General features: G+C 68.2%; 13 protein-coding genes. 4 read left to right on the top strand and 9 right to left on the bottom strand.

What is annotated here, in order from left to right; translation table 11 throughout:
* Nucleotides 1–4: 4 nt before the first annotated feature.
* Complete coding sequence (locus OHA10_RS00435) at nt 5–736, bottom strand: TetR/AcrR family transcriptional regulator (protein ID WP_371404144.1); 732 nt, start codon at nt 734–736, stop codon at nt 5–7.
* 79 nt (nt 737–815) lie between these two features.
* On the opposite strand from OHA10_RS00435, the gene OHA10_RS00430 reads away from it, so the two are divergent.
* Both OHA10_RS00430 and rpe read left to right on the top strand, forming a co-directional pair.
* Complete coding sequence (locus OHA10_RS00430) at nt 816–1,664, top strand: SDR family oxidoreductase (protein ID WP_371404143.1); 849 nt, start codon at nt 816–818, stop codon at nt 1,662–1,664.
* Nucleotides 1,665–1,804: 140 nt separating this feature from the next.
* On the top strand, nt 1,805–2,470 hold the full coding sequence (rpe, locus tag OHA10_RS00425; RefSeq protein WP_371404142.1) for a ribulose-phosphate 3-epimerase: 666 nt from the start codon (nt 1,805–1,807) through the stop codon (nt 2,468–2,470).
* Here rpe and OHA10_RS00420 read toward each other — a convergent pair.
* Nucleotides 2,435–3,682, bottom strand: coding sequence for an MFS transporter (locus OHA10_RS00420; protein WP_371404141.1), 1,248 nt, complete (start codon nt 3,680–3,682; stop codon nt 2,435–2,437). The genes rpe and OHA10_RS00420 overlap by 36 nt on opposite strands.
* A gap of 60 nt (nt 3,683–3,742) precedes the next feature.
* Between OHA10_RS00420 and OHA10_RS00415 the strand changes: the two genes are divergently transcribed.
* Nucleotides 3,743–4,543, top strand: coding sequence for an HAD-IIA family hydrolase (locus OHA10_RS00415; RefSeq protein ID WP_371404140.1), 801 nt, complete (start codon nt 3,743–3,745; stop codon nt 4,541–4,543).
* On the opposite strand, the gene OHA10_RS00410 is transcribed toward OHA10_RS00415, so the two are convergent.
* The 6 genes from OHA10_RS00410 to OHA10_RS00385 all read right to left on the bottom strand — a co-directional run bounded on the left by OHA10_RS00410 (nt 4,540) and on the right by OHA10_RS00385 (nt 9,547).
* Nucleotides 4,540–5,280: a polysaccharide deacetylase family protein gene (locus OHA10_RS00410; protein ID WP_371404139.1), complete on the bottom strand. Its 741-nt coding sequence runs from the start codon at nt 5,278–5,280 to the stop codon at nt 4,540–4,542. The two genes, OHA10_RS00415 and OHA10_RS00410, sit on opposite strands and share 4 nt — an antisense overlap.
* Before the next feature lie 115 nt (nt 5,281–5,395).
* A complete protein-coding gene (locus tag OHA10_RS00405; protein WP_371404138.1) occupies nt 5,396–6,106 on the bottom strand; it encodes a polysaccharide deacetylase family protein in 711 nt (236 codons plus the stop codon).
* Between the two features lie 85 nt (nt 6,107–6,191).
* A complete protein-coding gene (locus OHA10_RS00400; RefSeq protein ID WP_371404137.1) occupies nt 6,192–6,929 on the bottom strand; it encodes an amino acid ABC transporter ATP-binding protein in 738 nt (245 codons plus the stop codon).
* Entirely contained in the window at nt 6,916–7,671 is a 756-nt protein-coding gene (locus tag OHA10_RS00395; protein WP_371404136.1) for an amino acid ABC transporter permease, read from the bottom strand. The genes OHA10_RS00400 and OHA10_RS00395 overlap by 14 nt, the downstream gene beginning before the upstream one ends.
* Before the next feature lie 2 nt (nt 7,672–7,673).
* Nucleotides 7,674–8,525: a substrate-binding periplasmic protein gene (locus OHA10_RS00390; RefSeq protein ID WP_371404135.1), complete on the bottom strand. Its 852-nt coding sequence runs from the start codon at nt 8,523–8,525 to the stop codon at nt 7,674–7,676.
* Nucleotides 8,526–8,803: 278 nt separating this feature from the next.
* The gene (locus OHA10_RS00385; protein ID WP_371404134.1) at nt 8,804–9,547 is read right to left on the bottom strand and encodes a hypothetical protein; all 744 of its coding nucleotides are present in this window, start codon (nt 9,545–9,547) and stop codon (nt 8,804–8,806) included.
* 144 nt (nt 9,548–9,691) lie between these two features.
* Here OHA10_RS00385 and OHA10_RS00380 point away from each other — a divergent pair, with 144 nt between their 5' ends.
* Nucleotides 9,692–11,704: a VWA domain-containing protein gene (locus OHA10_RS00380; RefSeq protein ID WP_371404133.1), complete on the top strand. Its 2,013-nt coding sequence runs from the start codon at nt 9,692–9,694 to the stop codon at nt 11,702–11,704.
* A 34-nt stretch (nt 11,705–11,738) separates the two neighbouring features.
* Here the strand turns inward: OHA10_RS00380 and OHA10_RS00375 are convergent, their stop codons facing one another.
* Entirely contained in the window at nt 11,739–14,255 is a 2,517-nt protein-coding gene (locus OHA10_RS00375) for an alpha-L-rhamnosidase C-terminal domain-containing protein (protein WP_371404132.1), read from the bottom strand.
* Nucleotides 14,256–14,271: the final 16 nt, after the last annotated feature.

Below are 14,271 nucleotides of genomic sequence, written 5' to 3'. Positions count from 1 at the left end.
GTTTTCAGTGGGTGATTCGGGTGAGCCACTCGTCGAGCACGTGACGTTCGCCGTCGGTCAGCATCGCGAGATCCGGTAGCTGCGCTCGTAGCGCGTTCGCGGCGGTCGTCGGCCCGGTGTTGCGGGTCTCGACCTGGTTGGTGGTGATTGCCGTGACCACCGCGTCGAACATCGTGTCCGCCAATCGCGGATCGCGGCGTTCCTCCGGTACGGCGAGGAGCGCGAGGACGGCACCGGTCCCGGCCGCGTGCACCAGGTCCGCCGCCAGCGCCTCGTCGACCCGGAGTCGCCCGGCCGCCGCGATGTTCCGGATCCGGGTCCGCAGGATCGCCAGCCCCGCCTCGGCCGCGGCCGGCCGCCGGCCAGGGGACGTACCGGCGTACATCAGCAGGAACAGCGCGGGATTCGCCAACCCGAACCCGATGTGCAGCTCCCACCCGGCCCGCAGGTCAGCGACCGGATCCGCCGTTGGATCCAGCGGCGGCTTGTCCGCGAGGTACTTCGCGAACCCGTACTCCAGCACCGCCGCGAGCAGCCCGTCCTTGTCGCCGAACAGCCGATAGATCGTCGGCGCCTGCGTACCGGCTGCCGCCGCGACCGCCCGCGTCGACACCGCATCGCGCCCGCCGGACGCGAGCAGGCCCGCGGCCACCTCGACGATGTGCGCCCGCATCTGCTCGCGCCCACTGACGGTGTCATCGCCGCTGGTCTCGCCGTCCGGCTGGAGCTCCTTCACTCGGCCAACGGTAACGGTTGGTCGCATCTGTTAACAGTGATAGCGTTCATCTGTAATCATCGATAACAAGGAGTCGCACATGATCGTCGTCACCGGAGCGACCGGCCGCCTCGGCCGCGCTGTCGTCGAACGCCTCGCCGACCGCATGCCCACCGACCAGCTCGGCGTCAGCGTCCGCGACCCTGCGAAGGCCGCCGACCTGGCTGCCCGGGGTATTCGGGTACGCCGCGGAGACTTCGCCGACCCGGACTCCCTCGCGACCGCCTTCGAGGGAGCGAGTCAGGTGCTGATCGTCTCCGGCCCAGCCGACCCCGCGCCTCACCGGGCGGCCATCGACGCGGCCAAGGAGGCCGATGTCGAGCGCATCGTCTACACCAGCCACCAGGCCGCCAACCTGGACTCGCTCTTCTCGGCGACCCGCGGGCACGCCGCCACCGAGCTGGATCTGGTGGACTCCGGCGTTCGGTTCACCGCGCTGCGCAACGGGTTCTACGCGAGCACGACGACGTTCATGCTGAGATCCGCTCTGGAGACCGGGGAGCTGATCCTGCCCGAGGACGGACCGGTCTCCTGGACCGCACACCGGGACCTGGTGGACGCAGCCGTGCTCGCTCTCACCGAACCCGGTCGGCTGGACGGCATCACCCCTGCCCTGACCGGTCCCGAACTCCTCGACTACGCCGACGCCGCCGCGATCGCTACCGACCTGACCGGCCGGAAGATCATCCGAGTCACGGTGCCGGACGAGGAGTGGAAGCAGGCAGCGCTCGCCCGCGGCATGCCCGACCATCTGGCCGAGCTGACCCTGGGCATCTTCGCCGCCGCCAGACACCGCGAGTTCGCCGTCGTCGATCCCGCCCTCCCATCACTCCTGGGCCGCCCCGCAACAACCCTCCACGAGGTCCTCGCCACAGAGCTCACCACCTGAACCGGCCGGCCAGGCCACGATCGGCGACCGAACCTCGCCTGTGGCCGGCACCAGCGCCGCCGTGCTCGATCACGGAGGCCGGCGGCGGCTGGCGGCACCTGAGCGCAGGGGGTCGGTGGGTGGGTCGATAGATTGGCGTCATGGGGATTCAGATCGCGCCCAGCATCCTGACGGCCGACTTTGCTCGGTTGGCCGAGGAGGCTGCGGCGGTGTCGAACGCGGACTGGCTGCACGTCGACGTGATGGACAACCACTTCGTGCCGAATCTGACTCTCGGGATGCCGGTGGTCGAGTCGCTGGCGAAGGCGACCGACATGCCGCTCGACTGTCACCTGATGATCGAGGACCCGGATCGCTGGGCGCCCGGGTACGTCGAGGCCGGCGCATCGAGCGTCACGTTCCACATCGAGGCCTGCCGGGCGCCGATCCGGACCGCGCGGGAGATCCGGGCCAAGGGAGCGCGGGCCGCGATGGCGCTCAGGCCCGCGACGCCGATCGAGCCGTACGAGGACCTGCTCTCCGAGCTCGACATGATCCTGATCATGACCGTCGAGCCCGGCTTCGGCGGACAGAAGTTCCTCGACATCTGCGTCCCGAAGATCCGCCGCACCCGCCAGCTCCTCGACAAGCACGGCCTCGACCTGTGGATCGAGATCGACGGCGGAATCTCGGCCGACACCATCGAACAATGCGCCGAAGCCGGCGCCGACGTGTTCGTAGCCGGCTCAGCCGTCTACGCCGCCGACGACCCCAACGCGATGGTCGAAAACCTACGTACTCTCGCCGAGCAGTCCACCGGCAGCTAGCTCAGGCCCGGCATCAGCCTCGCTCGGCCGCTCCGGTTCGGGCTCCGAGCCCTGCTCCGGCGGCACCCGCAACAAGAGCACCATCGACGCGGCTGCGAGTACGGCAGCTAGTAGCCACACGTAGCGGACGCCGAAGCTCTCGATCACCGCACCCGACACCGCCGCCCCGATCGCCGCACCGCCCATCGCAGCGCTGCCCATCCAGCCGAAGACCTCGGTCCGCGCGACGTCCGGCGTCAACGCACCCAGCCGCTCGTACAGCGCGCCGATCGCCGGCGCCAACGTCAGCCCCGACACCATCAACGCGACCCCCAGGGACACTGGCGACCAGGTAGCAAACACACACAGCAACATCCCAAGAGACACCAGCGCTGCCCGGCGCCAGAGATACGACGTACGTCGACCGGGTAACGCGCCCGCGACCGCACCGCCGACCAGGCTGCCGAAGGCCCAGACGGCCTCGAAGATCCCGGCGATCAGCCGCTGGCCGTGCTCGTCCGCGAAGGCGACGATCCCCAGCGAGATCCCGTTGAACGACATCACCCAGAGGCCGAACGAAAGGATCAACGGCAACCGATACCGATGCCAGAGCAACTGCCGCGCCGTCACCTTCGCGTGCTGATCGTGCGCGACCGGCTCAGGTTGTCGGAGCGCATACCACCAGATGAAGACGGCCGACATCGCCGCCGCGAGGAGGACACCGAGCCGTGGACTGGCGACGCTCACAGCAGTTGCCCCGAGCATCGGCCCGACCATGAACAGCAGCTCCTGCGCCGTCGCATCCACGGAGTACGCCGTCCGCAGCGCCGACCCCTGCACCACCCGGGGCCAGGCTGCCCGCAGCGTTTGCATCACCGGAGGCACCAGCGCACCCGCAATGACAGCCAACACAGGCAGCAGCCGATGCAGCTCCGCAGGCAACAAGGCGATGGCGAGCAGCGCGACACTCCACGCGATCCCGGTCAGCAGCAACACGCCGCGCGGCCCGCGCCGATCCGCGGCCCGCGACCACACCGGCCCGGCAATCGCCGTACCGATCGAGTAAGCACCGGCGACTACCCCGGCCCAGCGGAACGAGCCGCTGGCATCCTTCGCCAGAAAGGCGATCGGCACCATCGTCGCGAGCATCGGCAGCCGCGCGAGCAGCGAGGCAACCAGCAGCGGCATCACGCCGTGTGCTCGCCACAACTCTCGGTACCCGGACAACTCCATGGCCGCATTCTTGCGGTCTCCACCGACAGTTTCCGTTTTCGCGACGGTCGGACCACTACGATGAGCCGCGTGAGCGAGCACAAACCGGTCGAGAGCTGGCTGACGGACATGGACGGCGTGCTGGTGCACGAGGAGCGCGCGATCCCCGGAGCCGGTGAGTTCATCGCCGCGCTGCAGGCGTCCGGCAAGAAGTTCCTCGTCCTCACCAACAACTCGATCTTCACGCCGCGCGACCTCCGCGCCCGCCTGCTTGCCGCGGGCATCGACATCCCGGAGGAAGCGATCTGGACCAGCGCGCTCGCCACCGCGCAGTTCCTCGACGACCAGCGTCCGGGCGGGACGGCGTACGTGATCGGCGAGGCGGGCCTGACCACGGCGCTCCACGAGATCGGCTACGTGCTGACCGAGCGCGACCCGGACTATGTCGTCCTCGGTGAGACCCGGACGTACTCGTTCGAGGCGATCACCAAAGCGATCCGGCTGATCGCCGACGGCGCGCGCTTCCTCGCCACCAACCCGGACCCGACCGGCCCGTCGCAGGAGGGGCCGCTGCCCGCGACCGGTTCGGTGGCCGCGCTGATCACCCGGGCGACCGGGGTCGCGCCGTACTTCGTCGGCAAGCCGAACCCGCTGATGATGCGCAGCGCGCTGAACCGGATCGAGGCGCACTCCGAGACCAGCGTCATGATCGGCGACAGGATGGACACCGACATCATCAGCGGTCTCGAGGCGGGTCTCCGCAGCGTGCTCGTGCTGTCCGGATCCACCGGCGAGCACGAGGTCGAGCGGTTCCCGTACCGCCCGACCCGCATCGTCGAGTCGATCGCCGATGTCGTACCGCTGGTGAGCGCGCTGTCCTAGCAGGTCAGGGTGCGGAAGCCGTACCCCTGCGCCTTGAGCAGCTTGAGGATGGTCGGCAGCGCGGCGACCGTCTGACTGCGGTTCCCGCCGCCGTCATGCATCAGGATCACCGAGCCGCTGTGCACGTTCTTCATCACCCGCTGGACGATCGCCGTCGTACCGGGCTTGGTCCAGTCACGCGAGTCGACCGTCCATACGACCAGGTCCTTACCCAGTGCCTTGGCGCGTTGCCGGACGGTCGCGCTCACTCCGCCGTACGGCGGGCGCAGGCAGCCCGGCGTACTGCCGATCTGCGCGCGGATCGCCTGGTCCGTCGACATGACCTGCTGCCGGAACGCCGTCGCGCTGAGTTTGCGCAGGTCAGCGTGATTCCACGTGTGGTTCTCCACGCTGTGACCGGCGGCGTGGATGCGTTTGGTCAGCTCGGGATGCTTCTGGACGTTCTGGCCGACCTCGAAGAACGTCGCCTTCGCGTCGTACTTCGCCAGGATGTCGAGCACCTTCGGGGTGTACTCGATATCGGGACCGTCGTCGAAGGTCAGCACGACGTACTTCGTAGGCAGTGGTGTCTTGGTCGGCGCGGTCGCTGCCGGCGCCGCGACGGGCGGTTCGGGCGTGACTGGTTTGGCGGGTGACTTCGCGGCCGCGACCACGACCGTGCCGATCACCGCGCTCACCAGCATCATCATCGCCAGACCGATCATCCGGTTCCCGGCGCGGGTCAAGCGAACATCCATGCGTCCCCCAGGGCGGTGGGTGGCTCACTCCTCCCGTCCACCATGGGCATGACGCCGCGGAAAGCCAGCGCCCACGCCGCTGCCGCGTCAAGAAGTAACGGATACCGGACGCCGGCTAGTGACACCACAACGGATAGAAGAGGTAACCCCGTGCCTTGAGCGCCTTGAGGATCTTCGGGAGTGCGGCGACGGTCTGACTGCGGTTGCCGCCGCCGTCGTGCATCAGGACCACCGAGCCACTCCGCACTTTCGCCAGTACGCGGCGCACGATCACCGACGTGCCTGGGCGGCTCCAATCAGCTGGGTCGACGGTCCACAGCGTGAGCTTCTTACCGAGCATTGCGGCTCGTTTCGCGACCACGCGATTCGTCGCGCCGTACGGCGGTCGCAGGCAGCGCGGCGTGTAGCCGGTCTGTGCCTTGAGGTAACGGTCCGTCGTCCGGACCTGGTACTTGAACGTGGCCCAATTGACCTTGGTGAGGTTCGGGTGCGACCAGGAATGGTTCTGCACGCTGTGGCCGAGTTGATCGACCCGACGGGTCAGGGCCGGGTACCGCTTGACGTTCTGGCCGAGTTCGAAGAACGTCGCGCGCACGTGGTACGCCTGAAGGATCTTCAGGATCTGCGCGGTGTAGCGCGCGCTCGGCCCGTCGTCGAAGGTCAGATAGACCCATTTCGGCTTCGCAACCTGCCTGGTCACGGCGACCTGCGCGGGCGCGACGGAAGTCGCGGTGGCGGGTGGCTCGGTGCTCACCGCCAGGCCCAGCGTCGCTGTCAGCCCGACGGTGAGCGCCGTCGAGATCATCAACCGAAGATCTCTCACCATAACCATCCCCCAGCCATGGTCGACCCGGGGTACCGGGCCCGTCTCCATAGTGGCCCTCGGCAACCAAATGCGCCAGGGGTGACTTTCAGAGCACCTGTGAGAGGAACTGCCGCAGCCGCGGCGAATCCGCGTCCGTGAACACCTGCTCCGGTACGCCGGCCTCGACCACCACCCCGTGATCCATGAACGCGACCTGGTCCGCGACCTCGCGCGCGAACCCCATCTCGTGCGTGACCACGACCATCGTCATCCCGGCCTGCGCGAGGTCGGCCATCAGCCCGAGCACGCCCTTGACCAGCTCCGGATCGAGCGCGGACGTCGCCTCGTCGAACAGCATCACCTCGGGTTTCATCGCGAGCGCCCGCGCGATCGCGACCCGCTGCTGCTGACCGCCGGACAGGTTTCCGGGGCGCGCTCCGGCCTTCTCGGCCAGGCCGACGAGCTCGAGCTGCTCCCGGGCCGCTTTCTGGGCGGCGTCGGCGTCGAGCTTCTTGATCTTGCGCAGCGGGAGCGTGATGTTGTCGAGCACGGTCTTGTGCGGGAACAGGTTGAAGTGCTGGAACACCATCCCGATCCGACGACGCAGTACGTCGGGATCGCCGCGTAGCACCGACTCGCCGCCCAGCTTCACATCACCCGCGTCCGGCTCGAGCAGCCGGTTGATCGCGCGGAGCAGCGTGGACTTGCCGGAGCCTGACGGCCCGATCACGCAGGCGGTGTGTCCGGCCGGTACGGCGAGATTCACGCCGCGCAGGACCTTGTTGGTCCCGAACGCGAGTTCGACGCCGTCGACCTCCAGGCTCGCGGCCTCAATGGTTCGCATGCGCGAGCTCCTCCAGCTTCACATCGTCCTTCTCGGTCGGCCGTCCTTCGCGCAGCCGCTTGTCGAAGTGGTTCACCAAGTGGGTCAGCGGCACGGTGATGATCAGGTAGAAGATGCCCGCGAGCAGCAGCGGAGACAGGTTGCCGGTCGTCGCGGCCGCATCCTGACCGATCCGGAACAGCTCGCGCTGACTGGCCAGCAGGCCGAGGAAGTAGACCAGGCTGGACTCCTTCACCAGCGCGATGAACTGGTTCACGAGCGCCGGCAGCACCCGTCGTACACCTTGAGGGATGACGACCAGCCGCATCCCGCTGGTGTAGCTGAACCCGAGCGCGCGGGCGACCTCGAGCTGACCCTTCTCCACGCTCTGGATCCCGGAGCGGAAGATCTCGCCGATGTACGCGGCGGCGATCAACGAGAGGGCGAGGATCCCGAGTGGATACGGGTTCGGGCCCCACCAGTGGCGGGTGATGGGGGAGAGGCCCTGGCCGATCAGCAGGATGGTCAGGATGGCCGGCAGGCCGCGGAAGATGTCGGTGTAGATCTTCGCGGGCCAGCGCAGCCAGGGCTTGGTGGACAGGGCGAGGACCGCCACGATCATGCCGAGCACGGTGCCCAGCACGACCGAGGCGGCCGCCAGGATGAGGGTGTTGACGAGTCCCACCTTGAGCATCTCCGGCAGGACTGCCTTCATCGACTCCCAGTCGAGGAAGGTGTCGTTCAGCGTGGACCAGACGTCCATGCTCAGGCCTTGGGTGCGGTGAACTTCACAGACCCGCTGCCAGGCCTGAAGTTCGCCGGTACGGCGCGACCGGGGTAGTACTGCTCGACCAGCTTGGTCCAGGTGCCGTCGGCGATGACCTCGTCGAGCGCCTTGTTGACCGCGTCGCGGAGCTTGTCGTTGTTCCTGGCCACTGCGAAGGCCATCGGTGCGTCACTCAGCTCCTTGGCGGCCAGGATCACCGTGCCGCCACCTTGCTCCTTGGCCATCTTCTCGCCGATCTCGGCGGGGGAGACCCACGCGTCCGCCGTGCCCGCCTTGAGCTGGCCGAGCGCGGCGTTGTAGTTCGGCACGCGGACCGGGTTGAGGTTCTTGCCGGTTGCGTAGTCGTCCTGGACGGTGCCCTGGACCACGACCACCCGCTTGCCCTGGAGCTGGTCGAACGACGTGATCCCGGAGTTCTTCGTGGTGTTGAGGCCGAGGTAGCCGAAGTCGTATCCGTTGCTGAACGCAACCGTCTTCTTACGCGCCTCGGTGATCGTGATCGACGAGCTGCCGAGGTCGAACTGGCCGCCGTTCACCTGCGAGAGCAGCGCGGAGAAGTCGGTCCCGACGAACTCCGGCTTCAGGTTCAGCTTGGCCGCCACCGCGGTGATCAGGTCGTTGTCGAACCCGGTGAACTTGCCGTCCTTCACATATACGTTGGGCGGCGCGTCGGTCAGCGTGCCGATCCGCAACGTGCCGGCCTTCATCAGACCGAGGTCAGGACCGCTCGCGGCCTTGTCCTGATCGCTGCCGCAGGCAACCATCGACACTGCGAGCGTGACCGCTCCAACCACCGCAACAACCCGCCGAAAAGCGCCGAACGCGCGCACAAGTCTCTCCTCACAACGTCAACGAACGCAGGACGATCCGCCCCGCCGACGCAACCCAACCTCAGACCCGCCGCCGGAATTCCCTGCCGACAAAGGATGAGACGAGCCGGAATGTCTACTCAGCTCGTGCTACATGGGGGTGCGGCCGGCCTGGCTGACGTGGGCCGCGAAGGACCGTCGGCCGAACCCGACGAGCGCGACGGAGCCGGCGACGATCCCGCTTCGAAGCGGAGCACGCGCGCACGTCGACGCGGTCGAGTTGCTCGAGGCGAGAGGGCTCAGCCGTGATGTTGCTCATAGTGTGCCAGGGCGTCGGCGGTCCTACCGGTCCCGTAGGCCAGCAGCAGCTCGGCGAGCGCCGGCGACTCGGCTTCGATCGTGGCTGCTGCTAGCTGGATCTCGTCGGCCGACGCGACCTCGCGGAGGAGATCCTGGATCGCCCGTACGACGGCCCGCGCCGTGGCACCGTCGTCCACCCGCACGCCTACCCCGGCCGGCCAAGCCGTATGGATGCCTGAAGCAACATCCGCCCCAGCCCCACCAGGCACCTGCCCGGCAATCGCCGCCGACACCGTCCCCAAACCATCGGGCAACCCATACGCCGAGCCCGTACCGCCCGGCCCGCTCGCCCCGCCACCCCCGGCCGACCCCGCGCCACCGCTACGCCCGACCGCCTCGCCGCCTCTCGGTAGGTGTCCGGTCGATCCCGAGGTCGTCAATCCTCCGGTGGTCTCCCGGATGCGATCGAGCTCGGCCGGGATCTCGTGGTCCCCGATCTCGCTCGCGATCGCCAGATCGGCCAGCTCGGAAGCTGCTCGAAGCCGTGACATCACCGCGGGGTTGCCGATCTTCACCCGCTGCGCGCTGACCAACTGCGACAGCATCGGCGCGGACATCCCGATGAGCTGCGCGAGCCCGCCCTGCGTCAACCCGAGTGGACCCAGGACGCGTCGTACAGTCTCCCCGAGCGGCTCGCCGTACAGCTCGATCTGCTGCTGGATGTTGTGCGCTGTCTGGTCCATCGGTCTGCCCCTTCCACCGGCCACCGCATCGCGATTGCAAACATCTTCGCACTTGCGAACGCGGATTGCCAGTCGCGAAACAGCTTGACATTTGCAATCGCAAACTGTCAGGGTTTGCGGCAGCGAATCTCACTGGAGGAAACGATGACGACTCAGCAGGGACACCGCCGCCGCCCCGCGGTGTGGGCGCTCCTCGCCATCACACTGACCGCCGTGCTGGCCGGGCTCACCACCGGGAGCGCCGTGGCCGATCCCGCTCCGTCCGGCGGCAAACTGGTCCTGGTGCTCGACTCGTCCGGCTCGATGAAGGAGCCGGCCGGCGACGGGCAGACGAAGATCGCCGCCGCCCGGGCCGCCCTGACCCAGGTGGTCTCCAAGCTCCCGACAGCCGCAGAGGTCGGCCTCCGGGTGTACGGCGCGACCGTGTTCAAACGCACCCAGCCCGGTGCCTGCACCGACACCCAGCTGACCGTCCCGATCGGCACAGACAACCGGCCGCAGCTGCAGGCCGCGATCGCCAAGTACAAGCCGTACGGCGAGACACCGATCGGCTACTCCCTCCAGCAGGCGGCCAAGGATCTCGGTCCGGTCGGCCAGCGCACCATCGTGCTGGTCTCTGATGGCGAAGCCACCTGTGCACCGGATCCCTGCGTGGTGGCCCAGTCGATCGCCAAACAGGGCATCGATCTGAAGATCGACGTGGTCGGGTTCCGCGTCGCCGGGAAGGCGCGCACCCAGCTCCAGTGCGTCGCTCGGGAAGGCCGCGGCGACTACTACGACGCCGACTCGACGATCGACCTCGAGGCCGGCCTGGATCGGCTGTCCACGCGAGCGTTCCGCCCGTTCCGCATCTCCGGTACGCCGGTGCAGGGCGGACCGCAGCAGGAGGGCGCACCGACCCTTGCCCCGGGCCACTACTCGGACACCTTCGGCAATGACCAGACCGCGAAGTACTACGTCATCAAGCGCACGATGGCGAAGTCGACCCTGCGCGCCGGTGTCAGCTTCCGGCGGCCCTCGGGCGGCAGCTTCGTGCTCAAGGCCGAGGTTTTCCTGAAGACCCTCGCCGGTGAGAACTGTGGCTGGAGCTACCCCCTCGCGTTCGACGGTGAGCAAGGCATCGCGACCGGCGCGGCCTCCAGCTGGACCGGCGACTATCCCAAGGGATGCACGACCGACGACCAGTTGGTGCTCACGGTCTCCGCAGGGGACAGGTTCCGCGAGATGAAGGGCGTCCCGTACGAGTTGCGGGTCGACGAAGAGCCGCCCGTCGACTCCACGACCAGCCTGCCGCCCGAGGCGGACGACCCGACCTGGACGCCGATGCCAGGGTCGACCCCGCGTGCGATCGTGCCGGGCTCGAGCTTCCCGGATGCGCCGTTGCTCGGTGTGGGCAGCTACAAGACGACCCTGATGCCTGGCGAGGTGCAGCTCTACAAGGTCAAGGCCGACTGGGGTCAGCGAATCCAGGCGCAGGTCTCGGTGCCGAAGCTCGGTGCGGCGACCGCCAAGGCTCTCGACGGCATCCGGTACCTCGACGTCGATCTGATCTCGCCGATCGGCGAGGACGTCTTCGCCGTCTTCGCCAAGAAGGTCCCGAGCAATGCGGGCAAGCGCGGCGTCCTCACCAAGGCCGGCATCGTCAAGGGCATCACGATGAAGGAGATCCGGTACCTCAACCGCGAGGGTCCGAACAACCAGGACACGGGTACGTCGACGGCGGGCGACTACTACATCGCGGTGTCGCTGACCCGGAAGGACGACGACAGGGCTTTCGCCATCCCGATGACGCTGACGGTCGGCCTGGAAGGCACCGCCGGCACCGGCAAGCCCGAGTACGTCGACGGCGCGACCCCGGTCGATGGCACCTCGACCACGCCAAGCCCGACCGCGGAGCCTTCGACCAGCGAGCCGGCGGACACCGGTAACAGCACCCCGCAGGCCGGCGGCCCGATCCAGGGCAGCAACAACTCCGGCTCGGACACCAACACTCCGGTCGCGTTGATCGCAGGGCTCGGCGGGGGAGGCATCGTCCTGCTCCTGGTTGCGATTCTCGCCGTCCTGCGGCTGCGCAAGAAGCCCGCGATCGTCCAACCCGGCCCAGCCAACTGGCACCAGGGCGGTCAAAACCCACCACAGCCGCCGCCGTACCAGTAACACCAGCCATACCCCCGGAGGCCTGGGCTGTTGATCAGCAGCCCGGGCCGGGCGGTGCGATCGTGACCGTGATCTCTGGTGGGGCGGTGACCTCTGGCTGGCTGCCGGCCTCGGCGCGGACGCGCAGCGGGCCATGCGGCGTCGGTACTGATGCCTGTGCCCACTCGAGACCGCCGAGCTGGGGAGTAACCGTGACCGCCGCCATCCCGGGTGCCGTTGGCCGGACACCGAGCAGTGTCGAGACGTAGTGGTACAGCGGATGCGCGCCCCACGCGTGACAGTCGCTGCGGGTCGGTTCGGGGTGTTCGATCACGGTGCGCAGGCCTTGGTCGAGCAGGCCGTACCAGAGCCCGAGCCGGTCGAGCAGCACGTCGGTGCGACCGATCCGCTGCAGTGCCTCGAACAGATAGTGGTCGAAGTACAGAGTCGTCCGCGCCAGTGCACCGGGCGGCTGTTGGAGCATCGTCCGGACTGCGGTCTCGCCGTACTTCGCTCCCGCGAGCAGGGCCAGCGATTGTGCGTGTTCGCTGAATGCGTTGTGCTCGAGGTCGTCGGCGTACAGCCTGCGGTCGCTGTCGTAGAAGGCCTCGTCGGCGGCGTCGAGGAGATCACCGGCCAGCTGTGAGTGGCCAGCTGCGGCGTGGGACTCGCCCAGCCAGGACTCCAGGTCTGCGGTTTGCCTTGCGACGAGAGCCAGCTGTAGTTGCAGGACTGCGGATACGCCGCGTCCTGGGCCAGGCCAGTCAGGGTGCTCTTCTCCGTCTTGGATGATCCCGGGTGGGGTGCCGGCGTCCCAGCCTGGCACCCAGTCGGTGAAGTTCCAGCCGTGCAGGGCGTGGAAGATACCGTGGTCGTCGACAGTACGGCGGTGCGCGTCGATGGCTGCTCGGACACCTGGCATGAGTTCGGCGACGAAGGCGAGATCGCCGCGCCAGAGCGCGAAGTCGTGCACCATCGCTACCCACCAAAGCGTGAACGGAGGGATGGGGGACGCGTGGCGGGACGGTGTCCGGGATTGGACCAGTCCGTTGTCATCTTGGCTGCGATCGAACGCACGCAGTGCCTGCCGGGCGAGCGCGTCATCGCCGCAGGTGACGTATGCGATCAGGCATTGCAGCCGGGTGTCGCCGGCATACTGAAGCTGCTCGTAGTACGGGCAGTCCATGGTCGTCTCGTGGCTGCACGCCTGCAGGGTCCGGAACGCGAGTGCGCCGACCTGTGCGAGCCGCGGGTCGCTCGCGGTGAAGCCGCTGCGGTCTTCGTACGGGTAGTGGGTTTCACGGAATCGCAGGGCGGTGATCGTCAGCGGTTCGGTCGCGGTGGTGACGAAAACTTCGACGTACCGGCCGGACTGCCACCAGAGAGTGCTGTGTCGCTCCTGGCCGCCACCGGCGATGAAGAGGTCGCCGATGCCGTCTTCCTGGAGTCCCGGCCGCCCGAACAGCTTGCCTTCGACAACATCCCGATGCCCCTTGCCTCTTGCTGGGTCAGTCTCGTACAGAGACTCCTGCCAGTGCACTCGTACTTCGGCATCGCGTCCGCCCTCCAGGTCGAGGACGGGGTACGCGCAGACGTACTCGTCGAGATCGATCACCACCCGGCGACAGGTCCCAGCCGGCAGCGTCAACGCCGTACCGCCGATCAACCGCTGCCACCCGTCGGCCTCATCACGCAGGTGCTCGCCCGAATCCACGACCCGGCCACGCGTCGACTCTCCTACGGCATGCACGGCAACATGCCGAACACGCCCACCCCCAACCCACCCCTCCGCCGCCCCAGGCAACCGCCCCGGCACCAACAACCGCCCACCGCCCCTCACACGGCCGACACCGGCCCCGGCAGCACCATCGGCACCTGCCCCGACACCGGCCCCGACACCGGCCCCGACACCTGCCCCGGCTCCGGCTCCTGCTCCGACCCCGGCCAGGGTGTCGGTCTCGGGTGGGGACCAGTTGAGGGTGTCGGTGCCGGTTTGCCAGCCCCATGGATACGTGCGGCCGTCACTTACGTGTCTGGCTCCGCAGCCGTAGCCGTCGCCTTTTGAGCGGCGGCCGTGGCCGGGGAGGGCGGCTGTTTGCCAGGGTGCTGTGCCGGTGGCGAGTTCAGGTAGTTGGCCGCGGACGGGCTCGGCTGCGAGCAGGAAGGTCGGACCGTCGCCGAGGGAAAGCTGCGCGAGCGGTGCGTCGTCCCCGAGGCTCCACACGCGGGCCGCAACCCAGTGCTCGCCGGCCGGCAACCGCAGACGATAGCTCTCGAACGACCAGTGGCCGAGCTCGCCTCGGGAGGGTCCGCGGCCGACGAGGTCCCCGTCGAGCCAGAGTTCGTACCGCTCGTCGGCCGACACATGGACAACGACCTCGCCCGGCTGCGCGCAGCCGACCCGCAGCCGGAACCCGACTACGTCGCCACTCTCCGCCGCCCGGATCCAGCGCGCCGGCCATTCGGCCTGTCCAGCGAACGGATCGTCCTCGAGTTGCAACTGCTGAACGTCAGCAGGTTCGGGCATCGTCATACTCGGGCCTCTCGGTGTCGGCGACCGCGGATCAGCCATACCCAATCCTGACGAG

Source organism: Kribbella sp. NBC_00662, from assembly GCF_041430295.1.
Lineage (GTDB): Bacteria > Actinomycetota > Actinomycetes > Propionibacteriales > Kribbellaceae > Kribbella.
Note: the sequence above shows the minus strand (reverse complement) of the source record. Positions and strands in the feature narration are given on the sequence as shown.

Coding starts and splice junctions, on each gene's coding strand:
- OHA10_RS00420 (WP_371404141.1), bottom strand. CDS start 3,682: ATGGAGTTGTCCGGGTACCGAGAGTTGTGGCGAGCACACGGCGTGATG.
- OHA10_RS00385 (WP_371404134.1), bottom strand. CDS start 9,547: ATGGACCAGACAGCGCACAACATCCAGCAGCAGATCGAGCTGTACGGC.
- rpe (WP_371404142.1), top strand. CDS start 1,805: ATGGGGATTCAGATCGCGCCCAGCATCCTGACGGCCGACTTTGCTCGG.
- OHA10_RS00405 (WP_371404138.1), bottom strand. CDS start 6,106: ATGGTGAGAGATCTTCGGTTGATGATCTCGACGGCGCTCACCGTCGGG.
- OHA10_RS00395 (WP_371404136.1), bottom strand. CDS start 7,671: ATGGACGTCTGGTCCACGCTGAACGACACCTTCCTCGACTGGGAGTCG.
- OHA10_RS00380 (WP_371404133.1), top strand. CDS start 9,692: ATGACGACTCAGCAGGGACACCGCCGCCGCCCCGCGGTGTGGGCGCTC.
- OHA10_RS00410 (WP_371404139.1), bottom strand. CDS start 5,280: ATGGATGTTCGCTTGACCCGCGCCGGGAACCGGATGATCGGTCTGGCG.
- OHA10_RS00415 (WP_371404140.1), top strand. CDS start 3,743: ATGAGCCGCGTGAGCGAGCACAAACCGGTCGAGAGCTGGCTGACGGAC.
- OHA10_RS00375 (WP_371404132.1), bottom strand. CDS start 14,255: ATGGCTGATCCGCGGTCGCCGACACCGAGAGGCCCGAGTATGACGATG.
- OHA10_RS00400 (WP_371404137.1), bottom strand. CDS start 6,929: ATGCGAACCATTGAGGCCGCGAGCCTGGAGGTCGACGGCGTCGAACTC.
- OHA10_RS00430 (WP_371404143.1), top strand. CDS start 816: ATGATCGTCGTCACCGGAGCGACCGGCCGCCTCGGCCGCGCTGTCGTC.